The sequence below is a fragment of the Caulobacter sp. FG7 genome (assembly GCF_057808875.1).
Genome location: NZ_JBMDIW010000015.1, coordinates 76,730 through 97,390 on the forward strand (window position 1 = coordinate 76,730; position 20,661 = coordinate 97,390).

The 20,661-nt window shown below is 70.6% G+C and carries 22 protein-coding genes and 1 pseudogene; 11 read left to right on the top strand and 12 right to left on the bottom strand.

The window, feature by feature from the left end; genetic code table 11:
- Nucleotides 1–25: 25 nt before the first annotated feature.
- Together ACODR1_RS14010 and ACODR1_RS14015 are read left to right on the top strand one after the other, a co-directional pair.
- A complete protein-coding gene (locus ACODR1_RS14010) occupies nt 26–490 on the top strand; it encodes a DUF4126 family protein (RefSeq protein ID WP_488880987.1) in 465 nt (154 codons plus the stop codon).
- Between the two features lie 2 nt (nt 491–492).
- Nucleotides 493–1,881, top strand: a complete 1,389-nt coding sequence (locus ACODR1_RS14015; protein WP_488880988.1) for an FAD-containing oxidoreductase — start codon at nt 493–495, stop codon at nt 1,879–1,881.
- 33 nt (nt 1,882–1,914) lie between these two features.
- On the opposite strand, the pseudogene ACODR1_RS14020 reads toward ACODR1_RS14015, so the two are convergent.
- Nucleotides 1,915–2,019 (bottom strand): annotated as a pseudogene (locus ACODR1_RS14020) (hypothetical protein); the annotation flags it as partial.
- 67 nt (nt 2,020–2,086) lie between these two features.
- Nucleotides 2,087–2,995 carry a subclass B3 metallo-beta-lactamase gene (gene bla / locus ACODR1_RS14025; RefSeq protein ID WP_488880989.1) on the bottom strand — a complete coding sequence of 303 codons (909 nt, stop codon included), beginning with the start codon at nt 2,993–2,995 and terminating at the stop codon, nt 2,087–2,089.
- A 102-nt stretch (nt 2,996–3,097) separates the two neighbouring features.
- Between bla and ACODR1_RS14030 the strand changes: the two genes are divergently transcribed.
- Both ACODR1_RS14030 and ACODR1_RS14035 read left to right on the top strand, forming a co-directional pair.
- A complete protein-coding gene (locus tag ACODR1_RS14030) occupies nt 3,098–3,964 on the top strand; it encodes a LysR family transcriptional regulator (protein WP_488880990.1) in 867 nt (288 codons plus the stop codon).
- A gap of 49 nt (nt 3,965–4,013) precedes the next feature.
- Complete coding sequence (locus ACODR1_RS14035) at nt 4,014–4,514, top strand: hypothetical protein (protein ID WP_488880991.1); 501 nt, start codon at nt 4,014–4,016, stop codon at nt 4,512–4,514.
- A gap of 2 nt (nt 4,515–4,516) precedes the next feature.
- Here the strand turns inward: ACODR1_RS14035 and ACODR1_RS14040 are convergent, their stop codons facing one another.
- Together ACODR1_RS14040 and ACODR1_RS14045 are read right to left on the bottom strand one after the other, a co-directional pair.
- On the bottom strand, nt 4,517–5,878 hold the full coding sequence (locus ACODR1_RS14040) for a sensor histidine kinase (protein WP_488880992.1): 1,362 nt from the start codon (nt 5,876–5,878) through the stop codon (nt 4,517–4,519).
- A 26-nt stretch (nt 5,879–5,904) separates the two neighbouring features.
- Entirely contained in the window at nt 5,905–6,300 is a 396-nt protein-coding gene (locus ACODR1_RS14045; protein ID WP_488880993.1) for a DUF2237 family protein, read from the bottom strand.
- A 121-nt stretch (nt 6,301–6,421) separates the two neighbouring features.
- Between ACODR1_RS14045 and ACODR1_RS14050 the strand changes: the two genes are divergently transcribed.
- Together ACODR1_RS14050 and ACODR1_RS14055 are read left to right on the top strand one after the other, a co-directional pair.
- Nucleotides 6,422–7,300 carry an HpcH/HpaI aldolase/citrate lyase family protein gene (locus ACODR1_RS14050; protein WP_488880994.1) on the top strand — a complete coding sequence of 293 codons (879 nt, stop codon included), beginning with the start codon at nt 6,422–6,424 and terminating at the stop codon, nt 7,298–7,300.
- Nucleotides 7,301–7,311: 11 nt separating this feature from the next.
- Entirely contained in the window at nt 7,312–8,343 is a 1,032-nt protein-coding gene (locus tag ACODR1_RS14055; protein WP_488880995.1) for a hypothetical protein, read from the top strand.
- Between the two features lie 76 nt (nt 8,344–8,419).
- On the opposite strand, the gene ACODR1_RS14060 is transcribed toward ACODR1_RS14055, so the two are convergent.
- From ACODR1_RS14060 to ACODR1_RS14075, 4 genes are all read right to left on the bottom strand, one after another.
- Nucleotides 8,420–8,761, bottom strand: coding sequence for a hypothetical protein (locus ACODR1_RS14060; protein ID WP_488880996.1), 342 nt, complete (start codon nt 8,759–8,761; stop codon nt 8,420–8,422).
- Nucleotides 8,762–8,770: 9 nt separating this feature from the next.
- Nucleotides 8,771–9,814: a proline iminopeptidase-family hydrolase gene (locus ACODR1_RS14065; protein WP_488880997.1), complete on the bottom strand. Its 1,044-nt coding sequence runs from the start codon at nt 9,812–9,814 to the stop codon at nt 8,771–8,773.
- Nucleotides 9,815–10,007: 193 nt separating this feature from the next.
- Nucleotides 10,008–10,352 carry a DUF5076 domain-containing protein gene (locus ACODR1_RS14070; protein ID WP_488880998.1) on the bottom strand — a complete coding sequence of 115 codons (345 nt, stop codon included), beginning with the start codon at nt 10,350–10,352 and terminating at the stop codon, nt 10,008–10,010.
- Between the two features lie 26 nt (nt 10,353–10,378).
- Nucleotides 10,379–10,957 carry a hypothetical protein gene (locus ACODR1_RS14075; RefSeq protein WP_488880999.1) on the bottom strand — a complete coding sequence of 193 codons (579 nt, stop codon included), beginning with the start codon at nt 10,955–10,957 and terminating at the stop codon, nt 10,379–10,381.
- Between the two features lie 175 nt (nt 10,958–11,132).
- Between ACODR1_RS14075 and coaBC the strand changes: the two genes are divergently transcribed.
- Nucleotides 11,133–12,329: a bifunctional phosphopantothenoylcysteine decarboxylase/phosphopantothenate--cysteine ligase CoaBC gene (coaBC, locus tag ACODR1_RS14080; protein WP_488881044.1), complete on the top strand. Its 1,197-nt coding sequence runs from the start codon at nt 11,133–11,135 to the stop codon at nt 12,327–12,329.
- On the top strand, nt 12,326–12,787 hold the full coding sequence (gene dut / locus ACODR1_RS14085) for a dUTP diphosphatase (protein WP_488881000.1): 462 nt from the start codon (nt 12,326–12,328) through the stop codon (nt 12,785–12,787). Before coaBC ends, dut begins: the two co-directional genes overlap by 4 nt.
- A 22-nt stretch (nt 12,788–12,809) precedes the next feature.
- Here dut and ACODR1_RS14090 read toward each other — a convergent pair whose 3' ends face one another.
- Nucleotides 12,810–12,920, bottom strand: coding sequence for a hypothetical protein (locus ACODR1_RS14090; RefSeq protein ID WP_240621626.1), 111 nt, complete (start codon nt 12,918–12,920; stop codon nt 12,810–12,812).
- 380 nt (nt 12,921–13,300) lie between these two features.
- Between ACODR1_RS14090 and ACODR1_RS14095 the strand changes: the two genes are divergently transcribed.
- Nucleotides 13,301–15,097 carry a methyl-accepting chemotaxis protein gene (locus ACODR1_RS14095; RefSeq protein WP_488881001.1) on the top strand — a complete coding sequence of 599 codons (1,797 nt, stop codon included), beginning with the start codon at nt 13,301–13,303 and terminating at the stop codon, nt 15,095–15,097.
- Nucleotides 15,098–15,308: 211 nt separating this feature from the next.
- On the opposite strand, the gene ACODR1_RS14100 is transcribed toward ACODR1_RS14095, so the two are convergent.
- Nucleotides 15,309–17,435, bottom strand: coding sequence for a M3 family metallopeptidase (locus ACODR1_RS14100; protein ID WP_488881002.1), 2,127 nt, complete (start codon nt 17,433–17,435; stop codon nt 15,309–15,311).
- Nucleotides 17,436–17,568: 133 nt separating this feature from the next.
- Here ACODR1_RS14100 and ACODR1_RS14105 point away from each other — a divergent pair, with 133 nt between their 5' ends.
- Complete coding sequence (locus ACODR1_RS14105) at nt 17,569–18,420, top strand: glutamate racemase (protein WP_488881003.1); 852 nt, start codon at nt 17,569–17,571, stop codon at nt 18,418–18,420.
- 183 nt (nt 18,421–18,603) lie between these two features.
- Nucleotides 18,604–19,137 (top strand): SRPBCC family protein, encoded by a 534-nt coding sequence (locus tag ACODR1_RS14110; protein ID WP_488881004.1) that lies wholly within the window; start codon nt 18,604–18,606, stop codon nt 19,135–19,137.
- Between the two features lie 4 nt (nt 19,138–19,141).
- Here the strand turns inward: ACODR1_RS14110 and ACODR1_RS14115 are convergent, their stop codons facing one another.
- Both ACODR1_RS14115 and ACODR1_RS14120 read right to left on the bottom strand, forming a co-directional pair.
- Nucleotides 19,142–19,510 carry a hypothetical protein gene (locus tag ACODR1_RS14115; protein ID WP_488881005.1) on the bottom strand — a complete coding sequence of 123 codons (369 nt, stop codon included), beginning with the start codon at nt 19,508–19,510 and terminating at the stop codon, nt 19,142–19,144.
- Between the two features lie 55 nt (nt 19,511–19,565).
- The gene (locus ACODR1_RS14120; protein WP_488881006.1) at nt 19,566–20,651 is read right to left on the bottom strand and encodes a GNAT family N-acetyltransferase; all 1,086 of its coding nucleotides are present in this window, start codon (nt 20,649–20,651) and stop codon (nt 19,566–19,568) included.
- Nucleotides 20,652–20,661: the final 10 nt, after the last annotated feature.

Below are 20,661 nucleotides of genomic sequence, written 5' to 3' on the forward strand. Positions count from 1 at the left end.
CGCGGCGACGCTCGGGAGTTCTCGCATGACCCTCTACGTCCTCGCCCTGCTCATCGGCGTGATCGCCGGCCTGCGGGCCATGACCGCCCCCGCCGCCGTCGCCTGGGCCGCGCATCTCGGCTGGATCCCGCTGGCCGGCACGCCGCTGGCCTGGCTGGGCGGCAATATCGCCACCTGGATCTTCACCGCCCTGGCGGCGGTCGAACTGGTCACCGACCAGCTGCCCATGACCCCCAGCCGCAAGGTCCCGCCGCAGTTCGGGGCGCGCATCGTCGCCGGCGGCTTCTCGGGCGCCGCGATCGGCTTCGCCGGCGGCGCCTGGATCGTCGGGGCGATTTTGGGCGTCATCGGCGCGGTGATCGGCACCTTGGGCGGCGCCGAGCTGCGCGGCCGCCTGGCCAAGGCCTTCAAGCGCGACACGCCGGCGGCTCTTGTCGAAGACGTGATCGCTCTGGGCGGCGCCTATCTGATCGTCTCGGCGGTTTCGTGAGCATGACCTTCGACGCCATCATCATCGGGGCCGGCCAGGCCGGGCCTTCCCTCGCCGGCCGCCTGACCGCCGCCGGCTGGAAGGTGGCCCTGGTCGAGCGCAAGCTGTTCGGCGGCACCTGCGTCAACACCGGCTGCATGCCGACCAAGACCCTGGTGGCCAGCGCCTATGCCGCGCACCTGGCCCGCCGGGCGGCCGACTACGGCGTCGTGCTGCAGGGCCCCGTCGGCGTCGACATGAAGGCGGTCAAGGAACGCCAGCAGACCGTCGTCCGAAACGCGCGCGGCAACGTGGAAAAATGGCTGAAGGGCATGGACGGCCTGACGGTCTTCGAAGGCCACGCCCGCCTGACCTCGCCCACCACCGTCGAGGTCGACGGCCAGGTGCTGGAGGCGCCGAAGATCTTCCTCAATGTCGGCGGCCGCGCCAACGTCCCGGACATGCCGGGCGTCGATGACATCTCGTACCTGACCAATGTCGGCATGATGCAGCTGGACGTGCTGCCCGAGCACCTGGTGATCGTCGGCGGCAGCTATATCGGGCTGGAGTTCGCCCAGATGTACCGGCGCTTCGGCGCCCAGGTGACCGTGGTCGAGATGGGCCCGCGCCTGATCGGCCGCGAGGATCCCGAGGTTTCCGACGCCGTGCGCGAGATCCTCGAGGCCGAGGGGATCGCGGTGCGGCTGAACGCCGAGTGCATCAGCTTCTCGCCCTGCAAGACGGAAGGGGGCGAAGAGGGCGTCTGCGTCCACGTCTCCTGCACCGAGGGCGAGCCGGCCGTGAAGGGCTCGCACACCCTGCTGGCCGTCGGCCGCAAGCCCAACACCGACGACCTGGGCCTGGAGGCGGCCGGCGTCGCTGTCGACAAGCGCGGCTATGTCACGGTCGACGAGGCCCTGCGCACCAACGTCCCGTCGATCTGGGCCATGGGCGACTGCAACGGGCGCGGGGCCTTCACCCACACCGCCTACAACGACTTCGAGATCATCGCCGCCAACCTACTGGACGACGATCCCAGGAAGGTCACCGACCGCCTGACCGCCTACGCCCTCTATACCGACCCGCCGCTGGGCCGGGTGGGGATGAGCGAGGCCGAGGTTCGCAGTTCGGGCCGCCCGGCCCTGGTCGGAACCCGCCCGATGACCCGCGTCGGCCGCGCCATCGAGAAGGGCGAGACGAAAGGCTTCATGAAGGTGCTGGTCGACGCGCAGACCAAGCAGATCCTTGGCGCCGCGATCCTGGGGACCTCCGGCGACGAGGCGATCCACGGCATCCTCGACGTCATGTACGCCAAGGCGCCCTACACGGTGCTGCAGCGCACCGTGCCGATCCATCCGACGGTGTCGGAACTGATCCCCACGGTGCTGGGCGAGCTGAAACCGTTGGAATAGGGGCGCACTTTCGATGCGCTGCCACCAAAGTCGTCATCCCGGGCGAAGGCGCGCAAGCGCCGCAGACCCGGGACCCAGGGGCCGGAGCAGTGTGGTCGCCCCTGGGTCCCGGCTCTCCGCTTCGCTACGGCCGGGATGACGATCTTTGAGATCTCTAAACTGAAGCCGTGCTCACAGCACAGTGGAACAGAGCGCCCCTGGTCCGCTACTTGCCCGCCCGCTCCTTGGCCAGGCGCGCGTCCAGACGGGCGGCGTAGCGGTCGGCATAGGCGCGACAGGCGCCGGGATCGACGAAGGGGTTGGGCTTTTCGGCGCGGCGCGCGCGCGCCAGCCGCTCGTCACCGCCCGACTGGTCGGGGTGCGCGCTGATCAGCACGTCGCACTTCAGGCCGCGCATCGCGTCGAAGCTGCGACGAAAACTCGCCACGACGCCCGCGTTCTTGGGGTCGGAGAACCGGTAGCCGTCGGACGACACCGGATTGAGGCTGGAGCCGAACACCACCGCCTTGCAGTCGCGCCGCTCGCACGACGTCCAGGTCCAGCTCATGCTGCCGGCCGTGTGGCCCGGCGTGGCGCGGGCGGTGACGGCCACGTCGCCCAGCCGGATGACCTCGCCGTCCTTGACCACCCGCAGCTTCGTCACCGCCGGAAAAGGGACAAGGTCGGCCAGTTGGGGATCCTCAAGGCCCGGCCGGCCCCGCCGCAGGGCCTGCGCCGCCGAGGCGCTGGCCACCACAGTCGCGCCGCTGGCGCGGGCCAGGGCGGCGAGGCCGCCGGCGTGATCGTAGTGCGGCTCGGTGCTGAGGATCAGCTTGATGTCGGTGACCTTGAAGCCCAGCGCCCTGATGTTGGCCTCGATGGCCGGCACGGCCTGGGGCAGGGCGGCGTCGACCAGGATCAGGCCCTGGCTGGTCCTGATCAAGCCGATACTGAGCCCCGAGAAGCCCACAACGTAGCTATTGCCGTAGACCTTGATCGGCGCCTCGCTCCCCAGCCAGCGAGCCGCGTAGGCCGGCTCGATCGGGGCCAGCAGGGGATCATGCGCCGCCGCCGGCCCGCTCGCCGCCATGAGCGCTCCGGCGATGCCCATACCCGCGATCCACTTGGCTTTCATGCCGCTCTCCCCTTCGTTTGGCGCGGCGAACCTGCCGATCGGAAGCGTCGACGACAAAGCATCATATCTGGACGGAGCCATTAGGCTGGTTCATGCCTGGGCATGGATCGCGCCCAACTTCCCCTCAACGCCCTGCGCGCCTTCGAGGCCGCCGCCCGGCACCTGAACTTCACCCGCGCCGCCGTCGAGCTATGTGTCAGCCAGGGCGCCGTCAGCCACCAGGTGGCGCAGCTGGAAGCCCGCCTGGGCGTCTCCCTCTTTCGTCGCCTGCCGCGCGGCCTGGCCCTGACCGACGAAGGCCAGGCCCTGGTCCCGGTGCTGGTCGACGCCTTCGACCGCATCGGCGCGACGCTGGACCGCTACAGCGACGGACGCCTGCGCGAGGTGCTGACCCTGGGCGTAGTGGGCTCGTTCGCCACAGGCTGGCTGCTGCCGCGCCTCGACGCCTTCCGCCGCGCCTGCCCTCAGGTCGACCTGCGGGTGATGACCAACAACAACCGCGTCGACCTGGCCGGAGAGGGACTGGACCTGGCCATCCGCTTTGGAGACGGGGCCTGGCACGGCGTCCATGCCGAACCGATCCTGACCGCGCCGCTGACGGCCCTGTGCGCCCCCGCCATCGCGCAACGGCTGTCGGGCGCCGGCGACCTGGCGCGCGAGACCCTGCTACGGTCCTATCGCGCCGACGAGTGGCCGCGCTGGTTCGCCGCCGCCGGGGCCGAAACCCCGCCGCTGCGCGGGCCGATGTTCGACAACTCGGTGCTGATGGTCGCCGCCGCGGTCGCCGGCCAGGGCGTAGCCCTGGCCCCCGCCGCCCTGTTCGCGCCCGAGCTGGCGGCCGAGCGCCTGGTCCGCCCCTTCGCCGCCGAGGTGGTCACCGGCCGCTACTGGCTGACACGGCTGCATTCGCGCCCTGACGGCGCGGCCATGGCCGCCTTCCGCACCTGGCTGCACGACGAAATCGGATAGGAGCGCGAGCCGCGTTGCCGACCGGGCGATCGCGGCGCACCCTTCGATCATGCCCGCCTCCGCCGCCCTGCTTCTGGCCCTGGCCGTCGCCTCCGCCCAGGCTTCGGAGCCGCTCGACGCCTGGACCAACGTCCGCATCGAGCAGGAGATCGACGGAAGCTGCGCGGAAATCCGCGCCGGACGGTCGCTCGATCATCCCGCCATGCTCATGGACGGCGTCTGCCACGGCTGGCGGTCCGAGACCTGCGGCGACCGGATCTGGTTCCAGGCGAGGGGCGTGGTGCAGGATCAGGCCCAGGTCCTGTTCACGCGCGCCGACCGCGTTCTCGACGTCGCCCGGCTGGTCGACGACGAGGTCGCCCGCCGCTGGCCGGACCGCGAGGTGCTGCATCTCGAATTCACCAGCCTCGCCTGCGAGGCGGACGGGCTTGTGGCCCGCTACGTCGGCTCGCACGTGAAGAGCGAGGGCGGACCGGCCGCCGGCATGGCCGGCGAGGTCCGGATCGGCGGCCCCTCAGACCATGCCCTGACGCTGAAAACCGCGCGCTGACCTCACGCCGCCAGCGGCAGCACCACGCTGAAGGCCGAGCCTTCGCCCGGACGGCTGTCGACGCCCAGACGCCCGCCATGGGCCTCGACGATGGCCTTGCTGATCGCCAGGCCAAGGCCGTTGCCGTGGGCGGCGGCGACCTCGCCCTGCCAGTGGCGCTCGAACACCCGGGCCGCCTGCTCGGGGCTCATGCCCCAGCCGGTGTCGCGCACCTCGACCACAACGGCCCCGTCTGCGACGCGGCTGGACAGCGACACGGTCCCGCCCGGCTCGGTGAACTTGATGGCGTTGGACAGAAGGTTGGCCACCACCTGGCCGATGCGCCCCTCGTCGGCATCGAGCAGCGGCTCGCCTGCGTCGGGCGTGTAGGCGAAGTCCAGACCCTTGCGGGCCGCCGACAGGGCGAACTGGTCGGCGATGTCGGCCAGCAGACGGCGCAGGTCGACGCTCTCCTTGGCCAGCACCAGGCCGCCGGCCTCGATCTTGGAATGGTCGAGGATGTTGCGGATCAGCCGCCGCATGGTCTCGGTGGCCAGCAGGATAGCCTCGACGCCCGAGCGCACCTTGGGCTGCTGCTCGACGCCAGGCTGGGCCAGGAGGTTCTCGCTGGCGAACAGTATGGTGGTGATGGGGTTGTTGAGGTCGTGGGCCACCACCTCGACCGCCTCCTTGCGGGCCAGAGAGATCGCCTTCTCCCGCTCGGCCAGTCGCGCGGCGACCTGGTCGTAGCCGCGCTTCTGCTCGACCAGCCGCAGCAGCAGTCGGCCAAGGAACGCGCAGAACACGAAGGCGCAGAGCGAGGCCAGCACCAGCACCCCGAACACGCCGCGCACCACGGCCTGGTTATGGGTCCGCTCGGCCTGATAGCGCGCCGCCGAGCGCTCGGTGAAACGGTCGATCGCCGCGTCGATGCTGCTGGTCAGCGGGCCGGCGTTGTTCTGGAAGAAGGCGTTTGCGCCGCTCATCGTGCCCCCGTCGAGGCGCTGGGCGACGCCCGCCCTCTGCAAAGCCAGCAGTTGGCGCTGCAGGGTGGAAACCTGTTCCAGCGCCGCGCGCGTCTCGTCGTCGCGGGCCAGCGCCTTCAGGTCGCCGACGATGGCGTCGAAACGCCGGTTGGAGCGCTCCAGCTCGACCAGCAGCGCCTTGTCGCCATTGATGACGATGACCGGCACCAGCGAATTCTGGCGCATCTTCTCGCCGCGCAGGTCGTGGGCGAGGATCACGGTGCGGGTATAGACCGCGTCCAGCCGATCCTGGGCGCTCGAGAAGCGGGCCAGGAAGAACAGCGAGGCGGCCAGCAGCGGCAGGAAGGCCAGGGCGATCGCCCCCACCAGCACCAGCAGCCTGCGTTCGTAACCGACCATCCGGGATCCTTCCGGCCTTGCGCGGATCAGACCGCCGCGTGGTCCTTCAGCACGCCCAGCGACACGATGGCCAGGGTCTCCTCGTGGGTGGCCTCGAGGATGACCTGCGGGGCCATGCCGGCGTCCAGCGCCTCGCGCCAGCGGCCCGCGCACAGGCACCATCGGTCGCCCGGCTTGAGCCCCCGGAAGGCGAACTCCGGGCGCGGCGTCGACAGGTCGTTGCCGGTGGTCTTGGAGAAGGCCAGGAACTCCTCGGTCATCACGGCGCAGACCGTGTGCAGGCCAAGATCGTGCGGCCCCGTTTCGCAGCAGCCGTTGCGGTAGAAGCCGGTCACCGGGTCGAGCGAGCAGGGGATCAGTTCCCCGCCCAGCACGTTGCGGGCCGTTTCGTCGTAGCGCGTGGGAGCCGGTTGCGTGGTCATGGCGCGAGCTTAACCCCGTTTCCCCCTTTCCCGCCATGGCTTCGCCCGTTGCGAGATCGACGCTTTCCGTCCAACGCGGCGAATGCTTTACAGTAGCCGTCCCGTCAGGATGATCCCCGCCATGACCGACCTCGCCCGGCCGCGCCGCAGCGCCCTCTATATGCCCGCCTCCAACGCCAAGGCCGTGGAGAAGGCCCGCACGCTCGACGCCGACGTGGTCATCCTCGACCTTGAGGACGCCGTGGCGCCGGAGATGAAGCTGGCCGCTCGCGAGGCCGCCATCGCAGCCGTGAAGGCCGGCGGCTTCGGCCCGCGCGAGATCGTCATCCGCACCAATGGGCTCGACACGCCCTGGGGGGCAGACGACCTGAAGGCCGCCGCCGAGGCCGGCCCCGACGCGGTGCTTGTGCCCAAGGTCAATGACGCCGCCGACGTCCATGCCTATGACGCGGCCCTGCACGCCGCCCCGATCCACACCCGGCTGTGGACCATGATCGAGACCGCCAAGGCCGCCTTCCACCTGTGGGAGATCGGCGAGGCGGCGAAGACCACCCGCCTCTCGGCCTGGGTGATGGGGGTCAACGACCTGGCCAAGGAGATGCGGGCCCGGCAGACCGCCGGCCGCGAAGCCTTCCTGCCGATCCTGTCGCTGGCGGTCGCCGCCGCGCGCGGACACGGCCTGTCGATCCTCGACGGCGTGCACAACGACATCGAGGATCTGGCCGCCCTGGAGGCCGTCTGCGGCCAGGCCGTCGACTTCGGCTTCGACGGCAAGACCCTGATCCACCCCAAGCACCTGGACATCTGCAACCGGGTGTTCTCGCCGTCAGACGACGAGATCGCCTGGAGCCAGGCGGTGATCGCCGCCTTCGCCGCGCCCGAAAACGCCGGCAAGGGCGCGCTGCGCGTCGAGGGCAGGATGGCCGAGCGGCTGCATCTGGTTCAGGCCCAGCGGCTGGTCGCCGTTTCCGAGGCCATCGCCGCGAAGTCGGCGGGCTGATAAGGACCCCCATGCGTCGCCTTCTCGCCGTTTCCCTGTCCGCCTTGCTGTCGTTTCCGGCCGCCGCCCTGGCCCAGGCGCCCGCTTCCGAGGTGGTGACGACCAACCCGCCGACCCCGGCGCAGGCGGCGGTCCCGCTGGTGGACGCCCCGCCGGCGAGCGGACAGGCGGCGACCGCGCCAAGCCCCGCGCCCGCCGCCGCCGATCCCCTGGCCGACCTGATCGCCGCCAGCGGCCCGCAGACCACCGACGAAGAAGACGAGGCGCCGGCCGCGCCGGCCCCGCGTCACAAGCCGACCATCCTGCCGATCCCCACGCCCGAACCCGCCGCCCCGGCCGCGGCCGGCGGCGCGATGAGCGTCGAGCAAGCCTATGAGCTGCGGGTGAAGGGCTCGATCGCCGCGGCCCAGGGCCTGCAGGGCCCGCTGGACGGCGGCTGGATCCTGCGCAGCGCCGACGGCGTGGCCCTCTATTCGCTGCAGATCGCCGACCCGGCCGGCGGCTACGGCCCGGTCGAGGGCGCCTGGCGCGACCTGCGCCGCCCCGGCGCCGTCGGCTCCACCGGCCTGATCGACAGCATCGAGCGCACCTATGACGGCGGCGCGGCCGTGCGGTTCATGCCCCGGGCGGGCGTCGGCTCGACCCTGGCGCTGAACGTCGGCCCCGACGGATCCTGGAGCGGTCGCCTGACCCAGGACGGCGCGGCCCCGACCACGGTCGCCATCGAGCGCACCGGCGCACCGGTCCTGCCGGCCGGCTACGCCGTCGCCGCGCGCGGACCGGTGATCTGGCCGCCCCGCGCCGCCCCGACCGCCACGCGCACGGCCTCGGCCGCTCCGGCCCGCGCCGCGCCCTGCGCGACCAAGGGCAAGAAAGGCAAGGCCCTGAAGGCCGCCAAGGCCAAGTGCGCCGCCGCCGCCAAGAAGGGCGGCGGCAAAGGCAAGGCGACCGCCCGCTCGGGCAAGGCCGGCAAGGGCAAGGCGGTCAAGCCGGGCGCCCGCAAGAAGGCCGCCGCGACCGGGGCGCGCAAGAAGCGGCGGTAGGGTCGCCTAGCCGGCTTCGCACCCGTCCCGCGGCGACGCGCGGACCCCGTCGAGGGCCGCACGCCGCGACCGGTCGTCAGGCCAGGACCTCAAGGATGTCGCCCCAACCGACCACCTTGGCGCCTTCCCGGATCCGCCAGACCCGGCCGGGATGAATGAGCGGCCGCAGCTTGGGCCAGACCAACAGGTCCAGCACGATCTCTATGCTCTTGCCGGGCGCTAGGTCCTGTCCGGCCGGCAGTTCGATGAAGCCCATGCACATCTCCTCGGTCCGCAGGAAGAAATCATGGTTGGGGCGGTAGCTATGGCCGCCGAGCACGGATCGGCTTCGGCCGCCCTCCTGTTCCGTCAGCAGCCGGATGCGGGCCCGCACCCAGATCGTCTCGTTCTCGGCCACAGCCCTCACCTTGGAAATCATCGCGCCGCGTCAGCCCCGCCCGCCCATGCGCCGCAGCCACTGGCGCAGCACGGCCACGGTCTCTTCGGGCCGGTCGGTGAAGGTGGCGTGGCCGGCGCCGGGCACGACGGCCAGTTCAGATCCCCTGGCCCGTCGCGAGAAGGCGATGGTCGTCGCCGGACGGGCCTCGTCGTACTGGCCGACCATGAACAGGGTGCGCGACCCGTCCAGGCGGTCGAGCAGGGGCTCGCCGTCATAGGCCTTCAGCGTGCCGGTGGCCGAGAACTCGGTTGCGCCCCACATGGTCTTGTAGAGCACTGGATTGAAGCCCCGGTCGCCTGGCGGCCGGTAGGCGCGGTGCGCCGGCGAGGGCGGCTCCCGGGTCAGGAAGGCGCCGTAGAAGGCGTCGGTCGCCGCATCGCAGGCCGCCGAGAAGGCCTTGTCCGACGGCGAGGGCGGAGATCCTTCGCAGCGGGTCAGTTGCGCCTGCACGGCGGCGGGCAGGTCGCCGCGCAGCAGGTTGGCGTCGGCGATCCAGCTGCGGGTCGACACCAGCGGGCTGGCCAGCACCAGGCTGGCCAGGGCCGGCGGGCGGCGCGCGCCGTATTCCAGGGCCACCGTGCCGCCCCAGCTGTGGCCCAGCACGTGCCAGCGCGGGATCTTCAAGCCCTCGCGCACGGCCTCCAGTTCGTCGACGAAGCGGCCCACGGTCCAGTTGGCCGGATCCATCGGATGATCGGAGAGACCGCTGTCGAGCTGGTCGTAGAGGATCACCGCCCGTTCGTCCGCCAGCGCCAGGGCGTCGAGGAACCCGGAATGCGTCCCCCCCGGCCCGCCGTGGACCATGACGATCGGCGGCGGCGCAGCGCCCGCCAGGGCCGCGTCGATATCGCCGTTGATCCGCACATAGACCCGCCCGCCGGGAACCGGCAGGCGCACCTCGCGATCCGGCTTCGGAAAGGTCGCAGGTGCGGTTCGTGCGGCGTCCGCCCAGGCCCCGCGTGCAACGGCGGCCGCCAGAGTGGTCGTTCCCGCGGCGCCCAGCAGGCCCAGCAGCTTCCGTCGCTCGATCACGCTCTTTCCCCCCTCACGTCTCCGGCCGTCCGGGCCGGCGCCGCGCCAGGCGTCCGGACGCGCCGGAGCCTTGCTCCAGGTCGCATCCGGCCATCCGACCGCCGGCACGGTCGAACCTTCGCCCTAGCCGCGCGTCTCTCGCGCGACTGTGACACGGCGCACGGTGACCCGCGACGCCAGCTGCTGTTTTCGTTCAGTGCGCCTTGGCCTGGCCGACCTCGGACTCGTCGTCGCGCGACCGCTTCAGGCCGCCGCTGATCGGCGAGCTGGGGCTGGCCAGCTCGTCGCGCATCGCCTCCAGCAGGACGTCGACCACCTCGACCGGATCCCGGTGATAATAGTCCGACAGGCCCCGCCCGAGATGGCGTAGCAGGTCGGCCAGCATCATCCCCCAGGCCCGCGCCTCGTCGATCGGCGTGTCGTCATAGACCCCGATGCGCAAGGCGCAGTGCAGGCCGTGCTCGGCCACCCAGATCCGCGCCAGTTCGGTGGCCGCCGGATCGCGGATCGCCGCATCCGGGATCGGCTGTTCCTTCATGCCTTCGCCCCCCATCCTGGTCCTGGTCAGCCGGCGCCGTCCTGGCCGCGCCGTTCGGACGCAGCCGTGCGGCGGGCCGCCCCTTCCTTCTGGCGACGCCAGTAGTCGGCACCGTCGTCAGGCTTGAACATGGTGCGCGGCGCCCCTGCCCGGGTGACCACGGCGAAGACGTTGCCAGCCGGGTCGTAGATCAGGGTGTCGCCGTTCGACCGCTTCAGGGTCTGGACCCCGGCCGGCGGCCTGGCCACGAAGGCGTGGGTCTTGCGCACATAGTCGTCAACGTCGCGGGCCCCGAAGGCCTCGCCGAACCGCTCGAAGCCGCGCTGGGCGTTCTCCTCGGCGCTGCGGGTACGGTTGGCGGCCCACATCGGCCGGCCGGCGATCAGACGTACCGGCGCATCGCGGGGATCCGCCGCCTGTCGCGCGCTCGCCGAGGCGTCGGCGACCTCCGCCCGAACCGGCGCGCCGCCGCCGCTGCTGCTGGTTCCCTCGCTCGACGCGACCTGGCCGCCCTTGGGCGCCTTCACCGCCGAGGCCCCGCCGTCGCAGGCCGCCAGCAGCAAGGCCGGCAGGGCCAGAAGTCCGAAACGCCACGCTCCCGTCATGATCGCTACATCCCGTCATTTACCACCTTAACGATTAGTGAACGAAAAAAGAACGCGAGTCGAGTCCCACCGTTAAGCTTTCCGCGCTCCGATGCGCCTCGCGATTGCCTGCGGGCGCGAGGCGCTCTATGCGCGGAGGGGAACCGGCGGACGAGAGGCCTTCAAGGTGAGCGACATCCCGGGCGGCAAGCGCGTGCTCCTGATCGTCGGCGGCGGCGTGGCGGCCTACAAGGCCCTGGAGCTGACCCGCCTGCTGCGCAAGGCCGGGATCGGCGTGCGGCCGATCCTGACCAAGGCCGGCGCCGAATTCGTCACCCCGCTGTCGCTGGCGGCCCTCAGCGAGGACAAGGTCTATGACGACCTGTTCTCGCTGACCGACGAGGCCGAGATGGGCCACATCCAGCTGTCGCGCTCGGCCGACCTGGTGGTGGTCGCCCCCGCCACCGCGGACCTGATCGCCAAGGCCGCCAATGGCCTGGCCGGCGATCTGGCCTCGACCACGCTTCTGGCCACCGACAAGCCGGTGCTGATGGCCCCGGCCATGAACGTACGGATGTGGCTGCACCCGGCCGTGCAGCGCAACGTGGCGACCCTGAAGGCCGACGGCGTCGCGTTCGTCGGGCCGGACGAAGGGGCCATGGCCTGCGGCGAGTTCGGGCCCGGGCGCCTGGCCGAGCCGCCGGAGATCTTCGAGGCGATCGTCGCCATGCTGCGCGGCCCCGCCGCCCGCCCGCTGGCCGGCAAGCACGCCCTGGTCACGGCCGGTCCGACGTTCGAGGCGATCGATCCGGTGCGCGGGATCACCAACCGCTCCAGCGGCCGCCAGGGCTACGCCATAGCCGAGGCCCTGGCCCGCCTGGGCGCGCGCGTCACCCTGGTCAGCGGCCCCGTGGCCCTGGCCACCCCGCCGGGCGTGACCCGCGTCGACGTCGAGAGCGCCCGCCAGATGCTGGCCGCCTGCGAGGCCGCCCTGCCGGCCGATGTCGGCGTGTTCGTCGCCGCCGTCGCCGACTGGCGCGTGGACGAGGTGTTCGGCTCCAAGCTGAAGAAGGACAAGGGCGGCCCGCCGGCCCTGACCTTCGTCGAGAACCCCGACATCCTGGCGACCCTGGCCGCCACCGGCCCCGATCGCCCGAAGCTGGTGGTCGGCTTCGCGGCCGAGACCGACGACGTCGAGGCCCATGCCCGCGCCAAGCTGGCGCGCAAGGGCTGCGACTGGATCATCGCCAACGACGTCACCGAGCCGGGCGTCATGGGCGGAACCGAGAACGCGGTCCTGCTGATCGCCAAGGACCACACTGAACGCTGGGAGCGCGCGTCCAAGGACGCCGTCGCCCAGGCCATCGCCCAACGCATCGCGGAAGCCCTATGACCACCACGCCCCACATTCCCGTCGTCCAGCTCGCCCACGCCTATGGCCTGCCGCTGCCCGCCTACGAGACGGTCGGCGCCGCCGGCATGGACCTGCGCGCCGCCGTCGAGGAGGACGCGCCCCTGACCCTGAAGCCGGGCGCCCGGTTCATGGTGCCCACTGGTCTCGCGTTCGCCGTGCCGCAGGGCTTCGAGGCCCAGGTGCGGCCGCGCTCGGGCCTGGCGGCCAAGGCGGGGATCACCTGCCTGAACTCGCCCGGCACCATCGACAGCGACTATCGCGGCGAGGTGAAGGTGATCCTGGCCAATCTGGGCGCCGAGGACTTCGTCATCCGCCGGGGCGACCGCATCGCCCAGCTGGTGATCGCGCCAGTGGTGCAGGCCGCCTGGAACCTGGTGGCCGCCCTGGACGACACCGACCGCGGCGCCGGCGGCTTCGGCTCGACCGGCGGGCGCTGAGATAAACGGGGGCGTCGGTTCTCTACCGCGCCCCCAGACCCACCAGCAGGTAGCCGCCGAAGCCGGCCGTGAAGGCGGCCGCCGCCAGCCACAGCATGGGACCGATCAGGGGCAGGGGACGGGGAGCTTCCATCGGGGGCGTCCTGGCTCGGCCGAGAACTCGACCATGCTAGCAATACGCGCGGCCCCGTCCCCCGGTTGCGACCGTGCGCCGTTGTTTATCTCACGATTCCCGCCATACGGGTATAGATCGAAACCTCCCCGAAATGGCGATTTCGATCCAAATGCATCCGCAAGTAATCCGTATGCGGATCAATACCGTTATGTTTGCCTAGCGAGTCGATCTCTGCGGCGAGATGACGCATGCTCACGTCGTTTCTTTCCAGAGCAGCGTTTTCGCAGGCTACAACAATCGAGAATGACGCCGAACTCCCGTCATTCTCAGTCATGAATAACATCCATTAATTCTATCGAGCGAAACTATTCCCAATTCTATCCTGGGAAGTTCTCGATATGCTCAGCAACCTCAAGGTGGCGCACAAGCTGGTGGTCGCTTTCGCCGTCCTGGTGGCGGCCGTGGCCGGCGCCGGCCTCCTGGCCTGGAACGGCCTGTCGTCGATCCAGCGCGTCACCGCCCTGAACGCCGAGAGCTACGCCTACCGGGCCACGGTCGAGAAGGCCTCGGCCGAACTGGTCGAGCAGCAGAACGCCGCCCGCGGCTTCGTGGCCAGCCTCGATCCCTCCTTTGTGAAGAAGTACGAGGACTTCCAGGCCAGGTACGACGAGGCGCACCAGACCCTCGGCGCCGGCGCCGAGCAGGAAGACCAGAAGGCGCGCCTGGCCCTGCTCGACCAGGCCGTGGGCGTGTTCCGCACCGAGACCCGCGCCCAGATCGCCGCCGCCCAGGACCCGGCCCAGTTGGACGCCGCCCGCCTCGACATCGGCAAGAGCGGCCGCCTGACCAATGTGCGCAAGGCGCTGAAGACGATCGACGAGGCCGAGAGCGCCGAACTGGCCGCCCGGATCCGAGCCCAGGACAAGGCCTTCACTGCTGCGACCCTGGCGCTCGCGCTCGGCGGCGCGGCCGCCGTGGCCATCGCCGTGCTGATGGGCTGGCTGCTGGCGCGCAGCATCGCCACGCCGGTCGACGCCATGACCACCGCCATGCGCCGCCTGGCCGGCGGCGACAACGCCGTGGCCGTGCCGGCCCTGGGCCGCCGCGACGAGATCGGGGCGATGGCCCAGGCCGTGTCGAGCTTCAAGGACGCGGCCATCGAGAAGCTGCGCGTCGAGGGCGAGGCCGCCGAGCATCGTCGCCAGGCCGAGGCCGAACGCGGCGCCAACGAGGCCGAGCGCGCCGCCGGCGCCCGCGAGCAGGCGGCCGTCGTCGCCCAGGTCGGCGAGGCCCTCGAACAGCTGGCGGCCGGCGACCTGACCGCCCGCCTCGACCAGGCCTTCCCGCCCGCCTATCGCAAGCTGCAGAGCGACTTCAACGCCGCCATGGGCCAGCTGCAGGAGACCATGTCGACGATCAGCGGCGCGGTCGGCGGCATCCGCGCCGGCTCGGGCGAGATCAGCCACGCGGCCGACGATCTGTCGCGCCGCACCGAACAGCAGGCCGCCAGCCTGGAGGAGACCGCCGCCGCCCTCGACGAGATCACCGCCACGGTCCGCCGCGCGGCCGAGGGCGCGGGCCATGCCCGCAAGTCGGTCGACGCCGCCCGCAAGGACGCCGAGGCCGGCGGCGAGGTGGTCGAGCGCGCCGTCGCGGCGATGACGCAGATCGAAGCTTCCTCGCGCGAGATCGGCAACATCATCGGGGTGATCGACGAGATCGCCTTCCAGACCAACCTCCTGGCCCTCAACGCCGGCGTCGAGGCCGCCCGCGCCGGCGACGCCGGCAAGGGCTTCGCCGTCGTGGCTTCCGAGGTTCGGGCGCTGGCCCAGCGTTCGGCCGAGGCCGCCAAGGAGATCAAGAGCCTGATCGGGGCCTCGGGCCAGCAGGTCGACGCGGGCGTGGCCCTGGTCGGCCAGACGGGCGAGGCCCTGAGCCGCATCACCGCCGGCGTGCAGGACATCAACCGCACCGTCGCCGAGATCGCCGCCGGCGCCCAGGAACAGGCCACCGGCCTGGCCCAGGTCAACGTCGCGGTGAACCAGATGGACCAGGCCACCCAGCAGAACGCCGCCATGGTCGAACAATCGACCGCCGCTAGCCACTCGCTGTCGAACGAGGCGGCCGAGCTGGCGCGACTGGTCAGCCGGTTCAAGATCGGGACGGGCGCAAGCGCGGCGAGGCGGGCGGCCTAGCGAGATCCTCTCCCTAGGGGAGAGGTGTCGGCGAAGCCGACGGAGAGGGGAGTAGCTGCGAGATCGGCCGACGATTGCGGCAGCTGAAAACGCCCCCCCTCCGGCGCTTCGCGCCACCTCCCCCAGAGGGGGAGGATCTCGAAGACAAAAGCGCCCCGCCTGGCTTCACCGGGCGGGGCGCTGTCGTTTCAGCTCAGATCAGAGACGGCGATCAGGCGCCCGGGGGCACCGGGAAGCCGCGGTCGCGCATCAGGGCGCCGATCTTCACGTCGCGGCCGCGGAAGGCGCGGAACTGCTCGGCCGGATCAACCGAGTTGCCGCGCGACATGATGGTCTTGATCAGGCGCTGGCCGGTGGGCTTGTCGTAGAAACCGCCCGGCGCCTCCTGGAAGGCCTCGGCGACGTCGGCGGTCAGGGTGTCGGCCCACAGGTAGCTGTAGTAGCCGGCCGAATAGCCGTCGCCCGAGAACACGTGACCGAACTGCGGCGTGCGGTGCCGCATGACGATCTCCTTGGGCATCTTCAGCTTGGCCAGTTCGTCGCGCTCGAACGCATCCGGATCGATGTCCACGTCGCCGGCCAGGTGCAGCTTCATGTCGATCAGGGCGCTGGCCAGGTACTCGGTGGTGTCGAAGCCCTGGTTGAAGGTCGAGGCCTTCTTGATCTTGTCGACCAGGGCCTGCGGGATCGGCTTGCCGGTCTGGTAGTGGACGCAGAACTTGTTCAGCACCTCCGGCGTCGACAGCCAGTGCTCGTTCAGCTGGCTGGGGAACTCGACATAGTCGCGGGCGACGTTGGTGCCCGAGACGGTCGGATAGGTGGTGTCGGCGTTCAGGCCGTGGATGGCGTGGCCGAACTCGTGGAACAGGGTGTTGGCGTCATCCCACGAGATCAGCACCGGCTCGCCGGGCTTGCCCTGGATGAAGTTGGAGTTGTTGGAGACGATCGTGGCGATCGGTTTCTTGAAGCGCTCCTGGTTGCGGTAGGCGTTCATCCAGGCGCCCGAGCGCTTACCCTGGCGGGCATAGGGGTCGAAGTACCACAGGCCCACGTGCTTGCCGTCGCGCAGCACCTCGTAGACGGTCATGGTCGGGTGGTAGACCGGAACGCCTTCGACCTTCTTGAACTCGAAGCCGTAGACCTGGCCGGCGGCCCAGAACATGCCCTCGCGCAGCTTCTCCAGCTGCATGTACGGCTTCACCTCGTTCATATCGAGGTCGTACTTCGCCTTGCGGACCTTCTCGGCGTAGAAGCGGTAGTCCCACGGCTCGATCTTGAAGCCGCCGCCTTCCTTGTCGACGATGGCCTGCATCTCGGCCACGTCCTTGGCGACCTGCTCGATGGCCGGGGTCCAGACGGCTTCCATCAGGGCCATGGCCTTGTCGGGCGTCTTGGCCATGGCGTTCTCGAGGCGCCAGTGGGCGTGGGTCTGGTAGCCCAGCAGCTTGGCGCGCTCGACGCGCAGCTTCAGGATCTTGGCGATCAGGGCGTTGTTGTCGGTCGCGCCGCCGTTGTCGCCGCGGTTGACGAAGGCCTTCCAGACCTTCTCGCGGGTGGCGCGCACCGGCGAGTTGGTGAGGTATGGGTCCACGCTCGAGCGCGTGTTGACGATGATGTGCTTGCCCGGAAGCTTGCGCTGCTCGGCGCTGGAAGCGGCCGCGCCCTTGATCGAGTCCGGCAGGCCGACCAGATCGGCGTCGGTCAGCTCGATATAGGTCTCTTCGTCGGCCAGCAGGTTCTGGCTGAACTTGGTGAAGTAGCCGGCGAGCTCGGTGTTGATGGCCGCGACCCGGGCCTTGGCCTTGGGGTCCAGCTTGGCGCCGGCGCGCACGAAGTTGGTGTAGTAGATCCAGGTGACGCGCTGCTGCTCGGGCGTCAGCTTAGCCTTCTCGGGGCTGTTGTAGACGGCCTCGATGCGAGCGAAGAGCGCGGCGTTCTGGGTGATCTTGTCGCCGAACTCGGCGAACTTGGCGTCCAGTTCAGGCTCGATGGCCTGGAACTCCGGCGAGCTCAAGTTCGAACCCCAGATGCCGTAGTAGCAGACCACGTCGTTCAGCGTGCGGCCGCTGTCTTCCAGGGCGGCGATGGTGTTGGCGAAGGTCGGCGCGGCCTTGTTGGCGGTGATCGCGTCGATCTCGGCCTGGTTCTTGGCCATGGCGGCTTCGACGGCCGGCTTCAGGTCGGCGATCTTCATCTTGTCGAAGGCGGGGACGCCGCCGTACGGACCGGTCCACGTAGCGAGCAAGGGGTTGGTCTCCGCGGCGAAGGAAAGGCCGGGCGCGGCGGCGCTCGCGGCAGCGGCCGCGGCGGTCGTGAGAAGGAAGGTGCGACGTTGCACGGAAGGCTCTCCGTTGAGTGTGGCCGGACCCTAGGCCAAGGTCGCGGCCTCGTCACATGACAGGACCGTAACCTTTTGCCGAAGCCGCCCCGGCGCATGGACGACGCGCGCGACCGGGTCTAATGCTCGCTGCATGACCATCGGCGTCTTCGACTCCGGCGTGGGGGGCCTGACCGTCCACCGCGCCCTCGTGCAGCGTCTGCCCCAGGCGGACTTCGTCTATCTGGCCGACCAGGCCAACGCCCCCTATGGCGGCCGTCCCGGCGAGGAGATCGTCGACCTGACGCGGGCCGGCTGCGAGCGGCTGTTCGAGGCCGGCGCCAGCCTGGTCGTCCTGGCCTGCAACACCGCCTCGGCCATCGCCCTTCGCCGCCTGCAGCAGACCTGGCTGCCGGGCTACCGCAAGCAGCTGGGGCGCCCCATCAACATCCTGGGCATCATCGTGCCGACCATCGAGGCGGCCACCGGCCTGCCGTGGGAGCACGAGGCCGAGCGCCGCGGCGACAAGGTCGAACAGCTGGACGTGCTGGGGGTGTTCTCCACCCAGGGCACGACCAATTCCCGCGTCTACGAGATCGAAATCGACAAGCGAAAGCAGGACCTGGCGGTGTTCTCGCAACCCTGCCCGGACCTGGTGCCGATGATCGAGGCCGACGCCGGCGTCGTCGAGCTGGCCAAGGCCGTCGAGGGCTATGTCCAGGCGCTGAAGACCCGCATCGGCCGCTATCCCGACCGCGCCGTGCTGGGCTGCACCCACTACGAGATCATCGCCGACATCTTCCGCGCCGCCCTGCCGGCCGGCACCCCGGTGATCCACCAGCCGGCCTCGACCGCCGACTCCCTGGAGCGCTACCTCGAGCGCCATCCCGAGTACGACCCGGGAACCGGCGGCGGTCGCGCGTTCCTGACCACCGGCCATCCCGGCCCGCAGAACGGCCTCGTCCAGAGCTTCTGGGGCGGTCCGCTGGTGTTCGAGAAGGCCTGACGGCTTTCGATCGGTGCGGGGTCCTCGTCCTTCGACAAGCTCAGGATGAGGACCAAGGTCGGGCCTGTATTCGAACCTCACCCTGAGCCTGTCGAAGGGCGAGGTTCGGTCGCGCGGCGTTTGCGCTTGTCTACGATCCAACGGCGGCGCTTCATCGCGGGACATCGATCCCGGAGACGCGCCATGAAGCTCGCCGCCCCCGTTCTCGCCGCCCTGACCCTGCTGGCCGCCGGCGCCGCCCGCGCCGAGGTGCTGGACGCCCAGCCGAACGGTTTCGCCACCAGTCGCTCGGTCGTCGTCGCCAAGCCCGCCGCCGAGGTCTGGGCCGCGCTGGTGCAGCCCGCCAAGTGGTGGAGCAGCGAGCACACCTGGTCGGGCTCGGCCGCCAACCTGTCGCTGGGCGCGGCCTCGGGGGCGTGTTTCTGCGAGAAGATGCCGAACGGCGGCTCGGTGCTGCACATGACCACGGTCAACGCCCAGCCCGGCAAGCAGCTGACCCTGTTCGGGGGCCTGGGGCCCCTGCAGCTGTCGGGCGCGACCGGCCACATGATCTGGGCCCTGGCCGAGAAGGACGGCAAGACCACGGTGACCTGGAGCTACGACGCCGGCGGCTACATGCGCGGCGGCCTCGACAAGATCGCGCCGATCGTCGACCAGGTGCTGGGCCAGCAGCAGGACCGCCTGAAAGCCTATCTGGAAACCGGCAAGGCCGGGTAGGGCCTCAGCGCGCCGGCGGTTCGACCACGACCCAGCCTTCGGCCTGGGGCTGGCTGGGCGAAGGATGCGCCGCCCGCTCGAAGATCCGCGTCCTCGGCGTCCATTCGCCTGGCGCGATCCTCAGGGCCGTCTGGTAAGTGCAGCGGAACCGGCCCGCCTCGGCGGGAGCGCAGCGAAGGCCGCGAACACGGGTGCGGGCCGCCCGGGCCATGCCGGCGCTGTCGCCGACCCCGACGGCCTGAATGTCCTCGATCGCTGCGATGCCGGTCTCGATGCGGGCGACCGCCCTGGCGCTGGGCGAGGCGCCTGCCGGAAAGACGCCGGAGGCGCAGCCGACCGCGCACAACACCGTCAGCAGAAGCAGCCGCCGCATGGTCGTCCTCCCGTTCCCGCCGGCAGCTTAGCCGGCGCGGAAGGCCTGGTCAGCCTCAGTGCAGCCCGCGCAGCAGGTCGATGCGGCGCATGGCCTTGCCCGGCAGCGCCGACATCCGGCCCAGCGGCAGGGCCTCGGCGACCTGGCGCACGCCCCAGGCGGCCGAGCGCACGAAGGTGGCGGGCGAGGGTGCGCCGTAGAAGCCGAACACCACGGTCTGACGGGCGTTGGAGAGCTCGCGCTTGAAACGATAGTCCCCGGTGCCCAGGTCCAGCCGGTGGTAGGACCCGGCGTTCATGCCCTTCAATATGTCCTGGAACAGCAGCAGGCCGGGGGAATAGCGCTCGAACTTGGCGTTGTGGGCTATCAGCCAGCCGTGGATCGTGTGCTTGCCGCGCAGGTGCAGGTGCACCGCCGCCAGCTCGTCGCCCAGGTGCAGGGTGTAGAGCCCGCCGCCGAAATCGCCGTCGCGGCGCTCGAACAGGTCGGTGACCAGCCGGGTCACCCAGTCGGTCTTGAAGAGATCGGTCTGGCCGGTGGCCAGGAGCTGCTCGCGCTTCCACTCGATCAACTGGTCGAAATCGGCGCGGCTGTCCGACATCGGCGTGTAACGGCAGGGCCCGACCTCGCGCTCGGCCTTGCGGCGCTTCTTGTCGATGTCCTTGAGCACGCCCACCCCGGCGGTCTTGCGATCGGCGGCATAGGCGTCATAGCCGGCCGAGACGTCGACGATCCACGAGTCCGCCTGGCCGCGGCCATGGCGGGCCAGGGTCTCGTCGTCGGCCAGCATGTGGCAGAAATCCAAGCGCTGGGCCTTGAGGGCCGCCAGCAGATGCCGCGGGTCGACGGCGACGTCGGGCGCCGACACCAGGGCCTGATAGTCGCACATCGGCGCGCCCGCCGGCATGGCCACGCCGGCCTTGATGCGCGCGGGCAGGAAGGCCAGGGCCTGGCCGTCCTCGTCGCGGATGACGGCCACCTTCACGCGGTCGCCCTTTTCGCGCTGGGCGACGGCGACCGCCTTGGCCCATTCGGGCGACAGGAAAGGAGAATCCAGGCGTGGCTGCAGCGCCTGAAGGGCGGTCCAGCGGGCGCCGTCCTCCGGCGTGAGCCGCAGGGCCTCGACAACGTCGATCTTCACGGGCGCCCCC